Annotated in this window: 18 protein-coding genes; 17 read left to right on the forward strand and 1 reads right to left on the reverse strand. The window is 68.8% G+C overall.

From position 1 onward, the window contains the following. The first annotated feature begins 129 nt into the window (after positions 1 to 129). The 9 genes from eccCa to ACFWU2_RS13010 all read left to right on the forward strand — a co-directional run bounded on the left by eccCa (position 130) and on the right by ACFWU2_RS13010 (position 11,051). The gene (eccCa, locus tag ACFWU2_RS12970) at positions 130 to 4,116 is read left to right on the forward strand and encodes a type VII secretion protein EccCa (protein ID WP_378606380.1); all 3,987 of its coding nucleotides are present in this window, start codon (positions 130 to 132) and stop codon (positions 4,114 to 4,116) included. Beyond that, complete coding sequence (locus tag ACFWU2_RS12975) at positions 4,098 to 5,615, forward strand: type VII secretion-associated protein (RefSeq protein WP_378606383.1); 1,518 nt, start codon at positions 4,098 to 4,100, stop codon at positions 5,613 to 5,615. Before eccCa ends, ACFWU2_RS12975 begins: the two co-directional genes overlap by 19 nt. Positions 5,616 to 5,753: 138 nt before the next feature. Further along, a complete protein-coding gene (locus tag ACFWU2_RS12980) occupies positions 5,754 to 6,119 on the forward strand; it encodes a WXG100 family type VII secretion target (protein ID WP_296551762.1) in 366 nt (121 codons plus the stop codon). Between the two features lie 36 nt (positions 6,120 to 6,155). Then, the gene (locus ACFWU2_RS12985) at positions 6,156 to 6,461 is read left to right on the forward strand and encodes a WXG100 family type VII secretion target (protein ID WP_378606386.1); all 306 of its coding nucleotides are present in this window, start codon (positions 6,156 to 6,158) and stop codon (positions 6,459 to 6,461) included. Positions 6,462 to 6,719: 258 nt separating this feature from the next. Continuing rightward, positions 6,720 to 7,163: a 50S ribosomal protein L13 gene (gene rplM, locus ACFWU2_RS12990; RefSeq protein ID WP_378606389.1), complete on the forward strand. Its 444-nt coding sequence runs from the start codon at positions 6,720 to 6,722 to the stop codon at positions 7,161 to 7,163. Further along, complete coding sequence (rpsI, locus tag ACFWU2_RS12995) at positions 7,160 to 7,675, forward strand: 30S ribosomal protein S9 (protein WP_378606392.1); 516 nt, start codon at positions 7,160 to 7,162, stop codon at positions 7,673 to 7,675. The genes rplM and rpsI overlap by 4 nt, the downstream gene beginning before the upstream one ends. A gap of 193 nt (positions 7,676 to 7,868) precedes the next feature. Then, positions 7,869 to 9,209 carry a phosphoglucosamine mutase gene (glmM, locus tag ACFWU2_RS13000; protein ID WP_378606395.1) on the forward strand — a complete coding sequence of 447 codons (1,341 nt, stop codon included), beginning with the start codon at positions 7,869 to 7,871 and terminating at the stop codon, positions 9,207 to 9,209. Positions 9,210 to 9,348: 139 nt separating this feature from the next. After that, positions 9,349 to 9,708 carry a hypothetical protein gene (locus ACFWU2_RS13005; protein WP_378606398.1) on the forward strand — a complete coding sequence of 120 codons (360 nt, stop codon included), beginning with the start codon at positions 9,349 to 9,351 and terminating at the stop codon, positions 9,706 to 9,708. Next, complete coding sequence (locus tag ACFWU2_RS13010) at positions 9,705 to 11,051, forward strand: hypothetical protein (RefSeq protein ID WP_378606401.1); 1,347 nt, start codon at positions 9,705 to 9,707, stop codon at positions 11,049 to 11,051. The genes ACFWU2_RS13005 and ACFWU2_RS13010 overlap by 4 nt, the downstream gene beginning before the upstream one ends. A gap of 55 nt (positions 11,052 to 11,106) precedes the next feature. On the opposite strand, the gene ACFWU2_RS13015 is transcribed toward ACFWU2_RS13010, so the two are convergent. Next, entirely contained in the window at positions 11,107 to 11,952 is an 846-nt protein-coding gene (locus ACFWU2_RS13015; protein WP_378606404.1) for a hypothetical protein, read from the reverse strand. Positions 11,953 to 12,113: 161 nt separating this feature from the next. On the opposite strand from ACFWU2_RS13015, the gene glmS reads away from it, so the two are divergent. The 8 genes from glmS to tsaD are packed head-to-tail and all read left to right on the forward strand — an operon-like array spanning position 12,114 to position 20,503. Continuing rightward, complete coding sequence (gene glmS, locus ACFWU2_RS13020) at positions 12,114 to 13,979, forward strand: glutamine--fructose-6-phosphate transaminase (isomerizing) (RefSeq protein ID WP_378606407.1); 1,866 nt, start codon at positions 12,114 to 12,116, stop codon at positions 13,977 to 13,979. Positions 13,980 to 14,023: 44 nt separating this feature from the next. Then, the gene (locus ACFWU2_RS13025) at positions 14,024 to 15,493 is read left to right on the forward strand and encodes an NAD(P)H-hydrate dehydratase (protein WP_378606410.1); all 1,470 of its coding nucleotides are present in this window, start codon (positions 14,024 to 14,026) and stop codon (positions 15,491 to 15,493) included. Positions 15,494 to 15,551: 58 nt separating this feature from the next. Then, positions 15,552 to 16,733 (forward strand): alanine racemase, encoded by a 1,182-nt coding sequence (alr, locus tag ACFWU2_RS13030; RefSeq protein ID WP_378606413.1) that lies wholly within the window; start codon positions 15,552 to 15,554, stop codon positions 16,731 to 16,733. Beyond that, positions 16,730 to 17,788 carry an alpha/beta fold hydrolase gene (locus tag ACFWU2_RS13035; protein ID WP_378606416.1) on the forward strand — a complete coding sequence of 353 codons (1,059 nt, stop codon included), beginning with the start codon at positions 16,730 to 16,732 and terminating at the stop codon, positions 17,786 to 17,788. The genes alr and ACFWU2_RS13035 overlap by 4 nt, the downstream gene beginning before the upstream one ends. Further along, positions 17,781 to 18,263 carry a tRNA (adenosine(37)-N6)-threonylcarbamoyltransferase complex ATPase subunit type 1 TsaE gene (tsaE, locus tag ACFWU2_RS13040; RefSeq protein ID WP_378606419.1) on the forward strand — a complete coding sequence of 161 codons (483 nt, stop codon included), beginning with the start codon at positions 17,781 to 17,783 and terminating at the stop codon, positions 18,261 to 18,263. The genes ACFWU2_RS13035 and tsaE overlap by 8 nt, the downstream gene beginning before the upstream one ends. A gap of 31 nt (positions 18,264 to 18,294) precedes the next feature. Continuing rightward, positions 18,295 to 18,960: a tRNA (adenosine(37)-N6)-threonylcarbamoyltransferase complex dimerization subunit type 1 TsaB gene (tsaB, locus tag ACFWU2_RS13045; protein ID WP_378606422.1), complete on the forward strand. Its 666-nt coding sequence runs from the start codon at positions 18,295 to 18,297 to the stop codon at positions 18,958 to 18,960. Further along, positions 18,957 to 19,439, forward strand: a complete 483-nt coding sequence (gene rimI, locus ACFWU2_RS13050; protein WP_378606425.1) for a ribosomal protein S18-alanine N-acetyltransferase — start codon at positions 18,957 to 18,959, stop codon at positions 19,437 to 19,439. The genes tsaB and rimI overlap by 4 nt, the downstream gene beginning before the upstream one ends. A gap of 35 nt (positions 19,440 to 19,474) precedes the next feature. Continuing rightward, positions 19,475 to 20,503, forward strand: a complete 1,029-nt coding sequence (tsaD, locus tag ACFWU2_RS13055) for a tRNA (adenosine(37)-N6)-threonylcarbamoyltransferase complex transferase subunit TsaD (protein ID WP_378607241.1) — start codon at positions 19,475 to 19,477, stop codon at positions 20,501 to 20,503. Positions 20,504 to 20,517: the final 14 nt, after the last annotated feature.

Here is a 20,517-nt window from a genome sequence, read left to right on the forward strand (position 1 = left end):
GGAGTCGCCGGTAGGACCCGATCACGGAGGCACCCTGTATGTCTGCGTCGTGCGCTACCCTTCCTCGGACCGTGGGGGTCGGCCGTCGGGGGACGGTTGTGGGATGCGGTGTTCCGGGGGTGGCGAACGTTGAGTACCGAGCGCTTCGTGCGCGCAGCGCGCAAGGAGGCTCCGCGAGCTCCGAGCGGCGAGTTGAGTTTGCAAGCGCCGCCCGATATTCCGCGTCCGACGCCCGGGAACCTGCTGGTGAGGTTGCTGCCGCTCGTGATGGTGGCGGCCATGGTCGGCATGATGGCGCTGATGTTCACCTCGGGCATGGCCCGCAGTCCGATGGCGATGATCTTCCCGATCATGATGGTCGTCTCGATGGTCGGCATGCTCGCGAACGGCGGACGCGGAGGAACGAAGACCTCCGAGGTGGACGAAGACCGCAAAGACTATCTCCGGTATCTCGACCAGGTCCGGCGCGAGGTCACCGAAACCAGTGGCGAACAGCGTAAATCGCTCGAATGGGCGCACCCCGACCCGGCCTTGCTCTGGACCCTCGTCGGCACTGCGCGGATGTGGGAACGGCGGTGCACCGATGCGGATTTCTGCCACGTGCGGGTCGGGCGGGGCGGGCAGCGACTCGCCACCCGCCTCGTCGCACCGGACACCGGTCCGCTCGAGGATCTCGAGCCGGTCGCGGCGGTCTCTCTCCGGCGGTTCGTGCGAGCCCACTCGGTGGTACCCGCGCTGCCCACGGCGGTCGCACTGCGAGGCTTTGCGGCGATCGGGCTCGACGGAGACAGGCAGGCCGCCCGGTCTCTGGCGCGCGCGATGCTCATCCAGTTGTGCACCTTTCACGGGCCGGACGTCCTCCGGGTAGCGATCGTCTGCGGACCGGACACGGCCGCGGAATGGGAGTGGGCCAAATGGCTCCCGCACGTTCAGCACCCCGACGCCCGCGACGGTGCGGGGAGCGCGCGAATGGTCTTCGGCTCGGTCCTCGAACTGGAGACGGACCTCGCTCCGGTCCTCTCGACCCGAGGGCGCTTCACGCGCAATGCCCCGGCCGTCGAGGGAGTTCCGCAGCTCGTCGTCGTGGTCGACGGTGGCGTGTCGGGGTCCGGGTCGGGACTGCTCGAGGACGGGCTGGATTCGCTGACGATCCTCGACCTGTCGGGTTTCGCGCCGCGACTCGCGTCGGCTCTCGGCCTCCAACTCGTGGTGGAGGACGGCTGTGTCGGCGCACGATCCGGCGTGGACGTCGAGTCGTTCGCCGACGCCGACGCCGTGAGCGCGCCCCGGGCCCAGACGGTCGCGCGCCGTCTGGCTCCCTATCGCGTGGTCGCGCAGGCTTCGGTCGGTGACAACTCCGACGAAAGTCCGGCCACCTGGCAGGACCTTCTGGGGGTCGGCGACGTGCTGCGCTTCGATCCCGGCCGAGCATGGGTCCCGCGCCGAGGACGCGACCGTCTGCGGGTTCCCATCGGCGTCGATACCGACGGCAGACCTGTGGAGATCGACCTGAAGGAAGCCGCCGAGAACGGGATGGGCCCACACGGTCTGTGCATCGGAGCCACTGGATCGGGAAAGTCGGAATTGCTGCGCACACTTGTCCTCGGCCTCGTCGCTACTCATTCGCCCGACGATCTCAATCTCGTCCTGGTCGACTTCAAGGGCGGCGCAACCTTTCTGGGGCTGGAAGGACTGCCCCATGTCGCGGCGATCATTACCAATCTCGCGGACGAACTCGCGATGGTCGACCGGATGAAAGACGCACTCGAGGGTGAAATGAACCGCAGGCAGGAGTTGCTCCGGGCGTCCGGAAACTTCGCCAACGTAGGAGACTACGAAAAGGCACGTGCGGCGGGCGCTCCCCTCGATCCGCTGCCGGCGTTGTTCATTGTCGTCGACGAGTTCTCCGAACTTCTCTCGCAGCAACCGGAATTCGCCGACCTGTTCGCGGCGATCGGACGGCTGGGGCGCTCGCTGCACATGCATCTTCTGCTGGCCAGCCAGCGACTCGACGAGGGACGACTGCGAGGGCTCGACAGTCATCTGTCCTATCGCATCGGCCTCAAGACCTTCTCGGCGAACGAATCGCGCAGCGTCCTCGGCGTTCCCGATGCCTACCATCTGCCGTCGGCGCCGGGCGCGGGTTACCTCAAGTCGGATTCGGCGGAGATCGTGCGGTTCGCTGCGGCGTACGTCTCCGGGCCCTCGGTGTCGGGACGCCCGTCCCGGCGAGCCGTGGTGCACGGCGTCACCGGTGCACTGCGGCCCCGGGTGTTCACCGCGCGCGGCGTTCCACTCGACGATCCTGTTCCGCAGGCGGTCCCGACACCGGACATTCCCGACGACACGACGGCCACGGGAGGCCGCAGCCTCCTGGACCTCGTGGTGGATCGGATCCGCGGACACGGAACACCCGCGCACGAAGTGTGGCTTCCTCCGCTCGAGGAGTCTCCGACTCTCGATGCGCTGGTCCCACGCTCGGTCCTCACGGGCGAGGTACCCCGCCTCGCCTCCCTGCGGACTCCTGTCGGCATCGTCGACCGGCCGTTCGACCAGCGCCGCGACCTTCTCGTGGTGGATCTTGCGGGTGCGGCCGGCAACGTCGTGATCGTGGGCGGTCCCCAGGCGGGGAAGTCGACGCTGCTGCGCACTCTCGTCGTGTCGATGGCCCTGACGCATACCGCGGAGCAGGTGCAGTTCTACTGTCTCGACTTCGGAGGCGGGGCGCTCGCAGGTCTGGCAGCGCTGCCTCACGTCGGATCGGTCGCAACCCGTCTCGATGCCGATCGGGTGCGGCGTACCGTCGCGGAACTCGTGTCGTTGTTGCGGAGCCGAGAGCGACTGTTCGCCGAGCGGGGTATCGAGTCGATGGCCGAGTTTCGCCGCCGCCGGGCCGACGGCGCACCCGATACGTCCACCGATCCGTTCGGCGACGTCTTCCTCGTGATCGACGGGTGGCCCAGTATCCGGCAGGACTTCGAAGCTCTCGAACAGGTCGTGAGTGTCTTGGCATCCCAAGGGCTTTCGTACGGTATCCACGTGGTGCTCAGTGCGCCCCGCTGGGGGGATGTCCGTCCGGCGATGCGCGATCAGTTCGGCACGCGACTCGAACTGCGCCTCGGGGATCCGTCCGATTCGGAGTACGGACGGAAGAAGGCGGCGACGGTTCCGGAGGGGCGACCGGGCCGTGGAATCGACCGCGACGGGCTGCACATCCTCGTGGCGCTGCCGCGCGTCGACGGCGTCACGGACACCACCGATCTCGGCGCCGGAGTGTCGGGAGCGGTCGCCGCGATCGCCGCCGCGACACCCGGCGGACGCGCACCCAGGGTCCGGATGCTGCCCGACACCATCGATCGCGCCGACCTGCTGGCGGCGCTGCCCCGTGGATGGCCGAGTGCCCCGGATGCGCCGCCCGCGGTGCGTCTCACGATCCCGATCGGCATCGACGAAGCGGAACTCGCGCCGGTCGCCGTGGACTTCACCGACAGCCCGCATCTCCTCGTATTCGGTGATTCCGGCTGCGGGAAGACAGCTTTGCTGCGCGGGATCTGCCGCGGATTGATGGAGTCGAACACCTCCGACCAGGTGCGCATCATCGTCGGCGACTACCGCCGCACCCTGCTCGGCGTAGTCGAGGGCGACCACCTCGGCGGCTACGCACCGGCGGCGAGCGTGCTGGCCACGATGGCTCAGGAACTCGCGGGGATCTTCGAGCGGCGACTGCCGGGGCCGGGGACCACTCAACAGCAATTGCGCGACCGTTCGTGGTGGACCGGGCCGGAGGTCTTCGTGATCATCGATGACTACGACATGGTTGCGACGAGCGGCCAGAATCCTTTGGCGCCCCTGATCGACTATCTGCCGCAGGCCAAGGACCTCGGCCTGCACCTCGTGGTGGCGCGCCGAGCCGGGGGAGCGGGCAGGGCACTGTTCGAACCGGTTCTGGCCCGATTGCGCGAACTCTCCAGTCCCGGGCTGGTGATGAGCGGCAATCGGGACGAAGGTGCGCTCGTGGGCTCGGCCCGTCCGTCGCCTATGCCGGCGGGAAGAGGACTGCTCGTGCGCCGTGACGGCGCGTCGCTCGTGCAGACCGCATGGTCACCGCTGCCGTGACGTCGCCGGAGGTGCTGGTCCTGGCCGTACTGCCGGGGTGGGTCCGGGGGCAATGGGGTGAGACGTCACGATCGGTACCCGCGGTCGCGGCTCGGCTCGGTGGCGGCTGGGTGTTCGGTGACTCGGCTCTCGACTCTCCGGACGCGATCCACGTCACCGACGCGGTCGACGACCCCGCTGCGGCCTCGCCGCGAACGGACGGCCACGACCCAGGACCCTTGCTGACCGGACTCGTGCGCTATGCCGCCGCAGCCGTGGGTGCGCCACCGATGGTCGCGACAGCCGTCGTGGTGTACCCGACGTGGTGGAACGAGCGCCGGCGCCGCCTACTGGACACGGCTGCGCGTCAGGTCGCCGACAACGTGCTGCTGGTTCCGGTCTCCGTTGCGGCATGTCGTGCCGCGTACCAGGACGATGCCGAGCGGTACGTCGTGCTCGAGTTCGCCGAGCGAGGCGTCACCGCTGTATCGGTCACGCCGGGGTCGCGCGAGGACGGTCCGGTGGTCGACCGGGTCGCCCGGAATCCGGAGATCTTGGTCGAAGACCTCGTTACGGCGGGGGCCGACGACACGGTTTCTGCGGAAGGGACGGTCAGGTCGCTGATCGCAGCGGTGAACGACGGCCGGGAAGACTCGTGTGTCCTGGTCCTCACCGGTGCGCCGGGCGAACCGGCGGGGTGGCCGGCGTGCGAGCAGATAGCGAACCGGATCGCCGGCACAGTCCCGACCGTGCCGGTCGCTGCCGCGGAGATGGTGGCGGCAGTGTCCGGCCGCCGCGCCCAGGACACCGCCCATACCCAGGACACCGCCCACGCCGACACCACCTCGACCGTGCCGTGGTTACAAGAGGTACGGACACCGGGAACCGCTCCTGCCACCCGCAACGGGCGAGCCGCCAAGTTGATCCTCGCCGTGGTGAGCTTCGGCGTACTCGCCGCGGTGTTCCTGTGGGTGGGCGCACCCGCGCCCACCGGATCCGTGGCGGGCGCCGGGACGACCGGCGACGGCACCGGTGCCACCGACAGTCAGGTCTCGGCCGCAGACCCGTCGGATTTCCCGCAACCCGACGCGGATCGGCGGGCTCGCTTCGACGTCGGGCCGGTGCATCTCGACCTGCCCGGTTCCTGGCGCCTGCGAACGCCGGAATCAGCCGACTCGGGGCGCACGGAGCTCGTCCCGGCGTCGGGCAACGACCGGAGAATCGTGATCGTGCACAGTGTCCTGGCCGACGGTATGGACGAGCATGCCGTGGCCGAAGTGCTCGAGACACGAGCGGATGAGCGCGGCGGAGTGATTCGAAATATGGACGCCGACACCACATTCGCGGACCGGAGTGTGATCGCCTACACCGAAGTGCCCGATGAATTCTCCGAGGTCCGGTGGTCGGTCGTGGTCTTCCCGGGGCTGCAGGTCGCGGTGGGTTGCCAGTTCCTCGACGGTGAGTGGGCAGGGATCCGGCGCGAATGCGAACAGGCAGTGCACACCCTCCGGACCGGATGAAGACACGCTCGAAACGAATTCCGGATCCGAGGGAACCGCTCGGCCGGTTGCGGCGTCCAACCTTGTGTAGGCGCAATCCGGCTCAGACCAATTGGGGGGCTGAGACAGCCGGTGCGCAGAGCGATCGAAGGAGCACTCGTGACCGAACCGTCGGCCGGAGCAGGGTCCGGCCACTCGAATGGCTTGAGCACAGATGTCGCAACCATGGAGGTGGTCGCGGGGCAACTTCAGGATTCTCGCAACGAACTCGTGGGGATTCTCCGGGTGCTCGGCGACGTCGTGCAGTCCGCACCGTCCGTGTGGCGAGGTGTGTCCGCCACGCGCTTCGCCGGAATCATGGAGCGTTGGAATGTCAACAACACCAACCTGACTGCCGCACTCGACGAACTCGCGGAGGCGGTGCGGACCAGCGGCCGGTCATACGACGCGACCGAACAAGAGAACGCACGGGCGCTCGGTGCCGTCGACCCCGGTGCCGGTTCCCTTCTCCGCGGTTCGTTCTGATCCCCGGTCCCGAATCCAGCTGAAGGAGAACGAACAGTGACAGTCGACGGTGGATCCGAGATCTTCCAGAATTTCGCGGGCGTCGCAGATCTGCACTCGCGCCTCGTCTCGGGCGAGAAGGCGATCAGGGACACGCTCGACCGGATCGAAGCGCAGGTAGCGCCGCTGGTGGCCACGTGGAGTGGTGAGGCGCAGGCCGACTACGTCGCGACCCAGCAGCGGTGGAACCGGGCCGAAGCCGGCCTCATCCAGGTGCTGCAGGACATCGGCCGAATCGTGTCGAGCGGCAACGACGACATGCAGGCAACGGAACGGAGGAACCAGGCTCGCTTCCCGGGGTGATACCCGGTGCGTCCGGTGGGTGCAGGGGGAGAGCCCACGGCACTGCGTCCCGGTGGTGGAGAGGCCGCCGGGACGTCGTGCTGTCCGGAGGCGTTTTGACCTACCGGCCGCTGCGCCGGTAAAGTGGTTCCTCGGCGTGTCGTCCGTCGTCGTTGCCTTGCGCGCGGCGAACATCTCATCCCGGGTCTCAACTGGCCGCCGGGTGTGACCATCGGCGGCATGCGGGCCAGCAGCGAGAACGATAGACGAGGAAATTCTGTGTCTACGTACACACCGAAGGCCAGCGAGCTGAACCACGAGTGGCACGTCATCGACGCCACCGACGTGGTCCTCGGCCGCCTCGCGGTGCAGGCGGCAACCCTGCTCCGTGGCAAGCACAAGCCCACCTTTGCTCCGCACATGGACGGCGGTGATTTCGTCGTCATCATCAACGCCGACAAGGTCGCCATCTCCGGCAACAAGCGGACCGACAAGTTCCTGTACCACCACTCCGGTTACCCGGGTGGCCTGCGGGGTCGTTCGGTCGGCGAGGTTCTCGACAAGAACCCCGATCGTCTCGTGGAGAAGGCCGTCACCGGCATGCTCCCGAAGAACAAGCTCGGCCGCGCCATCGCCAAGAAGCTGAAGGTCTACGCGGGCCCGAACCATCCCCACGCCGCGCAGCAGCCGGTGCCGTTCGAGATCAAGCAGGTGGCACAGTGACGACGCCCGAGGAACAGACCGAGAACGTGACGAACGTCGAAGAGTTCGCCGACAACGTCGAGGTCGCTGTAGACGAGTACGTGGCTGAAGAGGCTGTTGCGGAGCCCGCGGCTCCGATCGTGCTCGACCGTCCGATCCAGACCGTCGGTCGCCGTAAGGAGGCCGTCGTTCGCGTGCGCCTCATGCCCGGCTCCGGCAACTTCGTCCTCAACGGCCGCACCATCGAGGATTACTTCCCGAACAAGGTGCACCAGCAGCTCGTGAAGTCGCCGCTGGTGACCGTCGAGCGCACCGAGGGCTTCGACATCCACGCTCGCCTGCATGGTGGCGGCCCGTCCGGCCAGGCCGGCGCGCTGCGTCTCGCCATCGCACGTGCACTCATCGAGGTCACTCCCGAGGATCGCCCCGCGCTCAAGCGCGCCGGCTTCCTCACGCGTGACCCGCGTGCCGTCGAGCGTAAGAAGTACGGCCTGAAGAAGGCCCGTAAGGCATCTCAGTACTCCAAGCGCTGATGTGTCGCCGATGCTGACCTGGTCAGCCTCGGCACTTGTTCGACCACGAGAGCAGGCGTCGGTAGAGATTCGCTACCGGCGCCTGCTTTCGTGCATTCTGTCTTCCGTCAGATTCCGGGGCCGGGTACGCCGTCCCGCGGAACCGGGGAGCTATGCGCGGTAGTGACCGCAGTGAACGTTGAGGGGCGTGTCTATGGGTCGGTTGTTCGGCACCGACGGAGTTCGAGGCTTGGCAAATGCCGAGCTGACGGTGGAGTTGGCATTGCGTCTGGCCGGTGGTGCTGCCGCGGTGCTGGCGCCGGCGGATTCCGAGCGGCGGCCGGTGGCCGTCGTCGGCCGGGACCCACGCGCGAGCGGTGAGATGCTCGAGGCCGCCGTCACCGCCGGACTCACCGCGGCCGGCGTCGATGTGCTGTCGGTGGGCGTGCAGCCCACTCCCGCAGTCGCGTACCTCACCGCCGCCTATGGCGCCGACCTCGGAGTGATGATCTCCGCGTCGCACAATCCCATGCCCGACAACGGCATCAAGATCTTCGCGGCGGGTGGGCACAAGCTCGAGGACTCGGTCGAGGACCGCATCGAGGCGGTACTCCAGGGCGAGAACGGGTCACCGGCACGCCCCACCGGAGCAGGGATCGGACGCGTCCGGGTCGCTGAAGACGCCGTGGACCGTTATCTCGCGCACCTCGCGTCGACGATGCATCATCCCCTCACGGGTCTGACGGTCGTCGTCGACTGTGCGCACGGTGCGGCGTCACGCGTCGGCCCCGAGGCCTACGAGGCCGCCGGCGCGACGGTGATCGCAATCGGCGCGGAGCCCGACGGGCTCAACATCAATCTCGATTGCGGCTCGACACATCTCGAAGGCTTGCAGAAAGCTGTGCTGGAGCACGGTGCGGATCTGGGTCTCGCTCACGACGGGGATGCCGACCGTTGTCTCGCGGTGGATGCGTCCGGTGCGGTCGTCGACGGCGACGCCATCATGGCGATCCTGGCGCTGAGCATGCACGAATCAGGTGAACTGCACGACGACACGCTGGTCACCACGGTGATGAGCAACCTCGGACTGCATCTCGCGATGAAGGACGCCGGAATTGCCGTCCGGACCGTCGGGGTCGGGGATCGCTACGTGCTCGAGGAGTTGCGCCGCGGCGGATTCAGCCTCGGTGGTGAACAGTCCGGGCACATCGTGCTCCCTGCTCACGGCACGACCGGCGACGGCGTGCTCACCGGACTGTGGCTCATGGAACGGATCTCGACGACCGGACGCTCGCTCTCCGAACTGGCGTCGGTGATGACCATCCTGCCGCAGGTTCTCGTCAACGTCCGGGTGAGCGACAAGGCGGCGGTAGCGAACGATCCTGCTGTCGCCGTCGCGGTCGCCGAAGTGGAGCGTGAACTCGGCGAGACCGGACGCGTGTTGCTGCGGCCTTCCGGCACAGAGCAACTCGTCCGCGTCATGGTCGAGGCCGCCGACGACAGCCATGCCCGCGCCCTCGCCGACCGGTTGGCCGGAGTCGTGGCAGGCGTCTGACGCCAGGACAGCCCCTCATCCGGTCCCCGCCGGGACCCCATCGGCACGACGCCCCCTCCCGACCCTCCACGATGAGGGAACCGGAGGGGGCGTCGCTGCGTCCAACACAGCGAGACGCAATGCGGGGGAGGAGCGGGCCATGGCAGCACCACGGGATCGTGTGCGATTCGACGAGCAGGGCGTCATGTCGATTGCGGGCCGAGTGGCGAGATCCGCTGACGACACCGATCACGAATGCCGTCATCTCCTAGGAAATCTGGAGTTCGGTCCACGCATGGCCGGCGAGCACTACCGCAACTGCGGCGCGGTCGTCGACGACGGATACCGGCGAGTGCGCCGGGCATGTGACGAGTGGGTGGCGGCGGTGAACGCACACGTGGATGCGCTGCGCACCGCAGCCGACCGTTACGCCGAGCGCGACGCGGCGACGGCGGACGACATGACCCGCGTACCGGGCCCGGATACCCTCCGGGGCGATCCCGGCCACTGGTCACCATGACGCCGGCATCGGACCCGGCCCGCATCCTCGACATGGGCGCCGGCGGTCTGACGTTCTTCGCCGAGTACCTTCCCTGTGCGCATCAGCTGGGCATCGCGACTTCCACCACGGCCGAGTCGCTGCGGGAGAGGTACGACGAGCAACGCGGCCTCGATCTCGCCACGCTCGTCGCCGACGCCTCGGATCTCGGTCGGCTCGCCGACGTGCTCGGCGGCCATGTCGAGGATCAGAGCGGTCACGTGCGTGGCCTGCCGGGAGTCTGGCAGGGACGCGCCGGCGACACCGCTCGGTCGCGCTTGGACGCCGTCATCGTCCAGGGGTGGGCACTGCAGAGCGGCGTGGACGCGCTGTCGCGTGCTCTCGCCACCGCTGCGGCGGACATCGCTGCGATCGTCGGCGACAAGGCGCGCGTCGTCGGCGCGTTCGAGGGGCGCCTCGTCGGCGGACGTACTGCCGACGAAGTCCGGGTGATTCTTGCCGGCGCGTCGGGTGGGTCAGGCGGTCCCACTCCGGATCAGGTGGCGGGCTGGTTTCCTCCCGCCGATCGCGGGTCCGGCGATCCGGCTACCACGGCGGAGCCGTGCTCGCGATGGCTACGCGAGACGTTCACCCCGGAGTTCGGCGCTGCGATCGACGGTGTGCTCCGGGTCTGTGACGACACCGATCGAACGATCAGATCTGTATTCGACTCTCTGGCTGCATCATTCGGCAGCATCGAAGATCTCGGTGGGGCGGGAGCTGCGTTCGGCGCGTCGGTGCCGGGCAGTATCCGATCGGGCTTCGCCCCCAACGTGCCGTCGTCGGGCGACGGGAGCGACCCGGTACGAGCAGGAGTAGATCTCGCCGTCGCGGCAGCGGGTCTCGCCGGTGCCGTACTCGATCTGGCCGGATCGGGAGTGCGGGCCGCGACCGCGATGCTCGACGCCGTCACAGATGCCGCGATTTCGCCCGACGCCACACCGCCCGCCGCGCCTCCCGATGTGGAGCCGTCCGCAGCAGGTCCGGCAACGCCGACGGCCCGATCCGAGGAACCGTCACCGGCGCACGCGGTGCCGGTGGAACCGCCGGTGGTGGACGCGCCACCCGATCAGTTGCCGACGGAGCACCGGAGCGCGGGCGTCACAGGTGGGGCCGATTCGCCGCCGGACCCGGTGGGTGACCAGATCCATCTATCCGGGACGCCCGCAAGCGACATCCCACCGGTGGCCGCTGCGCCCGCGTCCGGCCGCCGCGACACCTCGACATCACCAGCTGCGCCGGTCGCTGCCGAGACGGATCGGGCGACCGGCCAACCCGGTGACGCCGACGGCGGGGTGGTACTCGCCGAAGCCGGGCCGCTCTGACACTCGGCGGAAGGCGGAGTTGTCGCGTAAGACGATCCGCGTGTCGTCCGCCGGATCAGCGTCCGAGAAGAAGATTGATCTGGCTGCCGAGTTCGCGGTCGATCGAATTGGGGTCGGTGAGCGCGACGGAGCCCGGAATCTCGGCGGTCGGGTCGGAAAAGGCCGCGTAGGTCTTGTCCCCGTTCAGCCGGTGGAGCAGGAAGCCGGTGAGCAGCGAGCGGGTGTGCTGCTGTGTGCGCCGCTCGTTCCCGCCGATACCGAGAGCGGCGATCAGGCGACGTCCCTCGGCAAGGCCGTTGTCGTCGGACTTCTCCACCACCCGCAGTTGCACGTCGCCGCCCCACGATGCGGCCACCGCGGCAGCGTCGCTGGTCATCGACCCGACGCTCTTCTCGCCGACGAGGACCAGACCGGGAGCGGTGACCTGCGCCGCGGCGTCCGACGCACGCGGTGAGGTGGGTGCCGGGTAGAGCGCGGCGACCGCAGCGACTTCGCGGCGCGCGGCAGCCAGCACGGCGGCGCCCGCACCGAACCCGTGGCCGACGAACGCGAGACGGTCCGGATGGACGCTGATGCGTCCCGTGCCGAGTCGCACGCCGCGGCAGATGTCGAGTGTGGTGTGCAGGTCGGTGGCGAGCCCCACAGCGGACGGGACCGGGCCGCGTTCGGTGCTGGGAGCCCCGACGACGATGCCCCACGACGCGAGATGCTCGAACAGTGCTGTGTACTTGCCTACATTCGTGAGCCAGCCGTGCCCGAACGCCACTGCCGGAAGGTTGAACCCTTCGGCGGGGGTATAGACCACGCCGGGTTGTCCTGCGAGCGCCAGGTCGCCGCGCAGCACCGAGTGCGGACCGCGCTTGGACAGTTCCTTAGCCAGGGATTTCGGGTTCGCCGCCACGGCGTGAACGTTAGCGGATACGTTGCGGAGGCGGGTCCGGTGTGCCCGTGACGTGCGTGTCGCGCGAAGCCTGCGCGCGTCGTGCCCGAACAGCTGCCCGCCGGCGGCCGAGTTCCCGATGAGTTGCGGTCGTCCAGCCCGCGACCAGTACCCTGCTAACCATGTGCGGAATCGTGGGGTATGTAGGGCACCGTCGTGCTCTCGACGTCGTAGTCGAAGCGCTGCGGCGGATGGAGTACCGGGGTTACGACTCGGCCGGAATCGCCATTCTCGACGGTCGAGGCGGATTGGCAGTGGAAAGGAAGGCCGGACGTCTGGCCAACCTCGAGGCCGAACTCGCCGAGATCGGGGAGGACCACTTCGCAGGCACCGCCGGAATGGGCCACACCCGATGGGCGACCCACGGCCGCCCCACCGACCGCAACGCGCACCCGCACCGGGACGTGACCGGCAAGGTCGCGGTCGTGCACAACGGCATCATCGAGAATTTCGCACCGCTGCGCGAGGAACTCGAGAAGGACGGCGTGGAGCTGGCCAGCGACACCGACACCGAGGTCACCGTGCATCTGGTGGCCCGCGCCTACGCCCAGGGCCCGACCGCCGGGGACTTCGTCGAAAGTGCCCGCAGCGTAGTGCGCCGCCTCGAAGGTGCGTTCACTCTCGTCTTCACCCATGCCGACCACCCCGGCACGATCGTCGCCGCTCGACGCTCGACACCGCTGGTCGTCGGTGTCGGTGACGGGGAGATGTTCGTCGCCTCCGATGTCGCCGCGTTCATCGAGTTCACTCGCGACGCCGTCGAACTGGGCCAGGACCAGGTCGTGGTCATCACCGCGGACTCGTACGAGGTCACCGACTTCGACGGCAACACCGGTGTGCGCACCCAGCCGTTCACCATCGACTGGGATCTCGCAGCCGCCGAGAAGGGCGGCCACGACTACTTCATGCTCAAGGAGATCGAGGAGCAGCCGGGCGCGGTGGCCGACACCCTGCGCGGGCACTTCGTCGACAACCGCATCGTGCTCGACGAGCAGCGGCTCTCCGATCAGGAACTGCGCGACATCGACAAGGTGTTCGTCGTCGCGTGCGGCAGTTCCTACCATTCCGGTCTCGTCGCGAAGTATGCGATCGAGCACTGGACCCGGCTGCCCGTCGAGGTGGAACTGGCCTCCGAGTTCCGGTACCGCGACCCGGTGCTGGACCGTTCGACGCTGGTGGTCGCGATTTCGCAGTCGGGGGAGACCGCCGACACCCTCGAAGCGGTGCGGCACGCCAAGGACCAGAAGGCTCGCGTACTCGCGGTGTGCAACACCAACGGTGCGCAGATCCCGCGTGAGGCCGACGCGGTGTTGTACACCCGTACCGGTCCGGAGATCGGGGTGGCGTCGACGAAGGCGTTCCTGGCGCAGATGGCCGCGAACTACCTGGTCGGCTTGGCATTGGCGCAGGCCCGTGGCACGAAGTATCCCGACGAGGTGGCCCGCGAGTACGAGGATCTGGCGGCGATGCCGGAGAAGATCGCGCAGGTGCTCGAGGGCATGGACTCGGTCCGGCAACTCGCGCGGGATCTGTCGGCGTCGCCGGCGGTGCTGTTCCTGGGCCGGCATGTCGGGTATCCGGTGGCGCTCGAAGGCGCTCTCAAACTCAAGGAACTGGCGTACATGCACGCCGAGGGGTTCGCGGCCGGTGAACTCAAGCACGGTCCGATCGCGCTGATCGAGGACGGTCTGCCCGTGATCGTGGTGATGCCGTCGCCGAAGGGCCGCGCGGTGCTGCACAGCAAGTTGCTCAGCAACATCCGGGAGATCCAGGCGCGTGGCGCGGTGACCGTGGTGATCGCGGAGGAGGGCGACGAGACGGTGCGCCCGTTCGCCGATCATCTCATCGAGATCCCGTCGGCGCCGTCGCTGCTGCAGCCGTTGTTGTCGACGGTGCCGTTGCAGGTGTTCGCGGCCGAGGTCGCGCAGGCGCGCGGGTACGACGTCGACAAGCCCCGTAACCTCGCGAAATCCGTCACGGTCGAATAACCCGGACCACGCCGCCGGGCGGCACGAGGGGCCCAGGAGGGGCGATGCGCAGCTACTACCCGTGTGAGGCGGTGCGGGCCGCGGAGGCGCCGCTGCTGGCCTCGCTGCCGGAAGGCACGCTGATGCGCCGGGCGGCGCACGGTCTGGCGACCGTCGCCGCGGCGGAACTCCGTGCCCTCACCGGGGGAGTCGCCGGGCGACGGGTTGTTCTGCTCGTCGGGACCGGCGACAACGGCGGGGACGCCCTGTGGGCCGGGTCCTTCCTCCGCCGGCGTGGCTGCGCGGTGACCGCGCTGCTGCTCGATCCGGAGCGCGCACACCCCGCCGGTCTCGCCGCACTGAAGGCCGCCGGCGGTCGTGCCGTGCCGGCCCGGCCCGAGCATCTCGGTGACCCCGACCTGGTGCTCGACGGCATCGTCGGGATCTCCGGTCGCGGGCCGCTGCGTCCCGCCGCCGCCGACATCGTCGACGCCATCACCGCACCGATCGTCGCGGTGGACACGCCGAGTGGCGTCGACCCGGACACCGGCGCCGTGGACGGTCCGGCGGTGAGCGCAACCGTGACCGTCGCGTTCGGGGCGCTCAAGCCGGTCCACGCACTCGCATCGCCCCGGTGCGGCCGCGTCGAACTCGTCGACATCGGACTCGAACTCCCCGAATCCCGCCTGATCGCTGCCGAAGCCGCCGAGGTGGGAGCCATCTGGCCGGTACCGGGCCCGGATGACGACAAATACAGCCAGGGCGTGGTCGGTGTCTCCGCGGGCAGCGCGAAGTACCCCGGGGCAGCGGTCCTGTGTGCGGGGGCAGCGGTCGCCGCGACCTCCGGCATGGTCCGCTACGCCGGTTCCGCGTCGGCCGAAGTCCTTGCCCATCGCCCCGAGGTGGTGGCCGCACCCTCGATCGCGGAGGCCGGTCGCGTGCAGGCCTGGGTCGTGGGCCCGGGCGGCGGGACGGGCACCGAGGCAGACGAGACCCTCCGGGCGATTCTGGCCACCGACCTGCCGGTCCTGGTCGACGCCGACGGGCTGACCGTGCTCGCGCGCAATCGGGACCTGGTGAGGGGACGCGCTGCCCCGACCCTGCTCACTCCCCACGCGGGAGAGTTCGCGCGGCTCACCGGGGCCCGTCCCGAACCGGACCGGGTCACAGCGGTACGCACTCTCGCCGCGGAGTGGGGCGTCCATGTCCTGCTCAAGGGGCACGTGACGCTGATCGCACGACCCGACGGCCGGGTGTTCGTCAACGACGCCGGAGGGTCCTGGGCCTCGACGGCGGGCGCCGGCGACGTGCTGTCCGGAACGATCGGGGCGCTGCTGTCGTCGGGGATGCCCGTCGATCTCGCCGCTGCCGCCGGTGCTCGGGCACATGCGCTGGCCGCGAACCTCGCTGCCTCCGGCGGTACGCCCGGGGAGGGCCTGAAAGCAGCGTCGGCGGCTCCGGTGTCGGCGAGTGTGATTCTCGCCTCGCTGCACGACGCCGTGCGGTTGCTCCGTACCTATATGCCCGAATCGTGACCGGACGCGCCGGACCACGGCGTCCGTACAAAAACGGGCAGTGGCAGGATCGAGAGACGTGACCACGACCCAGCACACCCTGCCTTCAGCCCGAAACGCCCGCCCTCAAGCCGAGGCGGTCATCGATCTGGACGCGGTCACCGAGAACGTCCGGCGGCTCCAGGACTTCGCCGGGGACGCTGCCGTCATGGCTGTGGTCAAGGCCGACGCCTACAACCACGGAGCCGTGCCCGTCGCGAAGGCTGCGCTCGCCGCCGGAGCCCGTGAACTCGGAGTCACCACACTCGGTGAAGCCCTCGAACTGCGTGCCGCCGGAATCGAGGCGCCGGTGCTGTCCTGGCTCCACGCCTCCGACGCGGACTTCGCGCCTGCCATCGCGGCGAACGTCGAACTCGGCGTCTCCTCGCCCCGCCATCTCGAGTCGATCGTCGCGGCGGCGCATTCCACCGGGACAACGGCGTCGATCGCGGTGAAGGTCGACACCGGACTCAACCGCAACGGCGTCGCCCCCGACGAGTGGGACGTGTTCGTCGAGGATCTTGCGCGTGCCCAGGCCGAGGAGGCGGTGCGACTGCGCGGTGTGTTCTCCCACCTCGCGCACGGGGACGAACCCGAGCACCGCGTCAACGACGAGCAGCGCGACCGTCTGCGGGAGGCGGTCGCGGATCTGCGACGCCGGTCGCTGTCTCCCGAGGTGGTGCACCTGGCGAACTCCGCTGCCACCCTCACCCGTCCTGACCTGCGATTCGATATGGTTCGGCCCGGAATTGCGATGTACGGTCTGACACCGATTCCGGAACGCGGCAACTTCGGGTTCCGTCCGGTGATGACAGTACGGACGAAGGTGATTCTGGTGAAGAAGGTCAAGGCAGGGACGGGCGTGTCGTACGGGCACAGCTGGATCGCTCCCACCGACACGACGGTGGCACTTCTGCCGATGGGCTACGCCGACGGCATCCGCCGCAATCTCAGCGGGCGGATCGAGGTACAACTCGGCGGCCGGCGGCGGCCGCAGATCGGCCGGATCTGCATGGACCAGGTCGTCGTCGATCTCGGCCCGGACGGTGCCGGAGTAAACGAAGGCGACGAGGCGTTGTTTTTCGGAGACGGTCGTCACGGTGAGCCCGGAGCGCAGGATTGGGCCGAGAAACTCGACACGATCAACTACGAGATCGTCACGGGCATCGGTGGTCGCACCGTCCGAACCTACGTCGGAGGCGAAGGGAGTGTGACGCCATGACCGTCTTGGGCCGAATGGGCATGCTCGGGTCCAGCCTGATCACACTCGCCTCGTCGGCAGGCCTCTACGCGGTACGTACCGCGGGAATGCCCGCCCACGAACTCTACGAGGACGAAGACTTCGACGCGATCCTGCGGCTGCCGAAACGGGTGATCCACACCGAAGACGACGTCTCGCTCGTCGTCCGGGAGGCGGGATCGCCGTTTGCCCCGCTCACCGTGGTCTTCGTACACGGCTACTGCTTGCGGATGCAGTCGTGGCACATGCAGTACCGGCACATCGCCGAGCGCTGGGGCCGCGACGTGCGGATGGTCTTCGTCGACCAGCGAGGGCACGGCGAGTCGGGTGCGTCGGGGTCGAAGACGTGCACCATCGCTCAACTGGGCCGCGATCTCGGACGCGTCATCGACGCCACAGCCCCGACCGGGCCTGTGGTCGTGGTGGGACATTCGATGGGCGGGATGACCACCATCGCGCTGGCGGCGCAGCGCCCCGAACTGTTCGGGCCGCGGGTCGTCGCAGTGGGATTGCTCGCCACCACCGCAGCCGGGCTCAGCAAGACCGGGATCGGGCGCAACCTCGACAACCCGGTCATCGACGCCTTCCGTTACGCCGCACGCACGGCGCCGGGCTTCGTGCAGCAGGCGCGAGGCATGGCGAAGGCGATCGTGTCGCCGATCCTGCGCGCTGCGTCGTACGGCACCGTGGTCAGCCCGCGTCTGGTGCGGTTCTCCGATCGGATGCTCGACGAGACGCCGGTGCTCACCATCGTGAACTTTCTGCGCACACTCGAACTGCACGACGAGTCCGCAGCGCTGCCGGTGCTCGGCACCGTGCCGGGCCTGGTGCTGTCGGGGGACGCCGACATGGTGATTCCCTATGCGAGTTCCGAGGATCTCGCCGCCGCGCTGCCCGACGTCGAACTCAAGCGGGTACGCGGTGCAGGTCATCTCGTACAGCTCGAATTCCCCGAAGTTGTCAACCGGGCGGTAGACCGCCTCATCCAGCGCGGTTTCGCGCACGACGTATCGACCAGGCGGTCCGCAATTGTCTGACGACCAGCCCCGGGACACCGGGTCACGGAGCATCGAACTCGAAACCGTGGAGGACACGGAAGCGTTCGGCAGGCGGCTCGCTGCCGACCTGCACGCCGGGGATCTCGTGGTCCTCGACGGCCCGCTCGGCGCGGGGAAGACCGCGTTGACCCGCGGTATCGCCGCCGGTCTCGGGGTTCAGGGACGCGTGACCTCGCCGACCTTCGTGATCGCCCGCGAACACCGCCCCGGCAGCGCCGACGGCCGGACGCCGGTCGGTCTGGTGCACGTCGACGCGTACCGGCTCGGCAACGGTCCCGGCGCACTCGACGAACTCGATGCGCTCGACCTGGATACCGATCTGGCGGATGCGGTGGTGGTCGTGGAATGGGGAGAGGGACTCGTCGAGAAGCTCACCGACCGGCATCTGCGTGTGCGTCTGCGGAGGGATCCCGACAGCGACGTCCGCCGGGCGGAGTGGGCCTGGGTGGGCTGAGGGACTCGAAGGGCGGGTACGCTGGTACATCGTGCTCGTGCTCGCCGTCGATACCGCAACCCCCGCCGTGACCTCCGGACTCGTCCGTCTCGGCGGCGGCGCCCGTCCCGAGACTCTGGCGTCGCGCGTCACCGACAACCCCCGCGCGCACGCGGAGGTACTCACCCCCCAGATTCTCGAGTGCCTCGCCGACGCGGGACACTCACCGGCAGAACTCGACGCGATCGTCGTCGGCGTCGGGCCCGGCCCGTTCACCGGGCTCCGCGTCGGCATGGTGACAGCCGCCGCGTTCGGCGACGCCCTGGGCATTCCCGTGTACGGAGTGTGCACACTCGACGCGATCGCCGCCGATGTCCGTCGCCTCGACGGTGACGTGGACGGTGGAGACCTGCTCGTCGTCACCGACGCCCGTCGCCGGGAGATCTATTGGGCGCGGTACAAGCAGGATCAGCGTGTCGAGGGCCCCGACGTTCGTAAACCGGCCGAGGTCACCGCGGAGCCGTCGGTGCGAGTCGCCGGTTCGGCGCCGCACGCGGCACTGTTCGACGTGCCCACGGTGGACGTGCAGTCACCGTCCCCCGCCGGTCTGGTGGCAGTGGCCGCGGAGGCGATCGGCTCCGGTGCGACCCCCGATCCGCTGGTGCCGATGTACCTGCGCCGTCCCGACGCGGTGGAGACTGCGGACCGGCGAGCATGACCCGCACGACTATCGACGCATTGCGGCCCGAGGATGCCGACCGTTGTGCAGAACTCGAAAAGATCTTGTTTCCCGGTGACGGTCCGTGGAGTGCGGCCGCGTTCCGGTCCGCGCTGGCGTCGCCGCACAATCACTACGTCGCCGCTCGGGACGCCGACGGACGGGTCCTGGGGTATGCCGGACTCGCTCGCCTGGGCCCGGCCGTCTTCCCCGAATCCGAAGTCCACACCATCGGCGTGGATCCCGCTGCGCGCCGGCAAGGCATCGGTGGCGCACTGCTGGCGAACCTGCTCGCGGCCGCCGATCGATGGGGCGGCCCAGTCTTTCTCGAAGTGCGTACCGACAACGACGCCGCGATCGCCCTGTACCGGCGTGAGGGCTTCGAGATCATCGGAACCCGAAAGAACTACTACCAGCCGAGCGGCGCCGACGCGTACACCATGAAGCGTCCGGATCCGCGAGAGGAGCGACAACCGTGACCACGGGGAGCGCACTGCCGAAGAATCCCATCGTGATGGGTATCGAGAGTTCGTGCGACGAGACCGGTGTCGGAATCGTGCGGTGGACCGGTGACGGCACCCTCGAACTTCTCGCCGACGAAGTCGCCTCGAGCGTCGACGAGCATGCCCGGTTCGGGGGAGTGGTCCCGGAGATCGCGTCCAGAGCGCATCTCGAAGCGATGGTGCCGACGATGCGGCGTGCGCTGGCAGCGGCCGGGATCGACAAGCCCGACGCGGTGTGCGTCACCATCGGCCCGGGTCTCGCCGGTGCACTGCTCGTCGGAGTGGCCGCTGCCAAGGCGTACGCGGCGGCCTGGGACGTGCCCTTCTACGCGATCAATCATCTCGGTGGCCACGTCGCGGTGGACACCCTCGAGCACGGACCGATGCCGCCGTGCGTTGCCCTGCTCGTCTCGGGCGGGCACACGCACCTGCTCCATGTCGAGGACATCGGCAAGCCCATCGTGGAACTCGGCACGACTGTCGACGACGCCGCAGGTGAAGCGTTCGACAAGGTGGCCCGGTTGCTCGGTCTCGGTTATCCCGGCGGACCCGAGGTGGATCGGCTTGCCAGAGAAGGTGATCGCACGGCGGTGGTGTTCCCGCGAGGAATGACCGGGTCACGCGACTCCCGCCACGACTTCTCGTTCTCCGGGCTGAAGACGGCCGTCGCGCGCTTCGTCGAGGCGAAACAGCGTGCGGGTGAACCTGTTCCGGTCGCCGACGTCGCCGCGGGTTTCCAGGAGGCGGTGGCCGATGTGCTCACCATGAAGGCAGTCAGGGCGGCGAAGGATCTCGGCGTGGACACCCTCGTGCTCGGTGGCGGGGCGACAGCGAACAGCCGACTGCGGGAACTGGCCGAAGAGCGTTGCGCGGCAGCAGGTATGACGCTGCGGGTGCCCCGGCCGAAACTCTGCACGGACAACGGCGTGATGATCGCGGCGCTCGGCGCACACTTGATCGCCGGTGGCGCGGCACCGTCCTCACTGGGTGCGGCAACCGATCCCGGCCTGCCTGTGTCCGTGTCGCAGGTCTCTGCCTGACCGTCCCCGCGCGG

It is taken from the genome of Rhodococcus sp. NPDC058639 (assembly GCF_042717545.1).
Taxonomy (GTDB): Bacteria; Actinomycetota; Actinomycetes; order Mycobacteriales; family Mycobacteriaceae; genus Rhodococcus.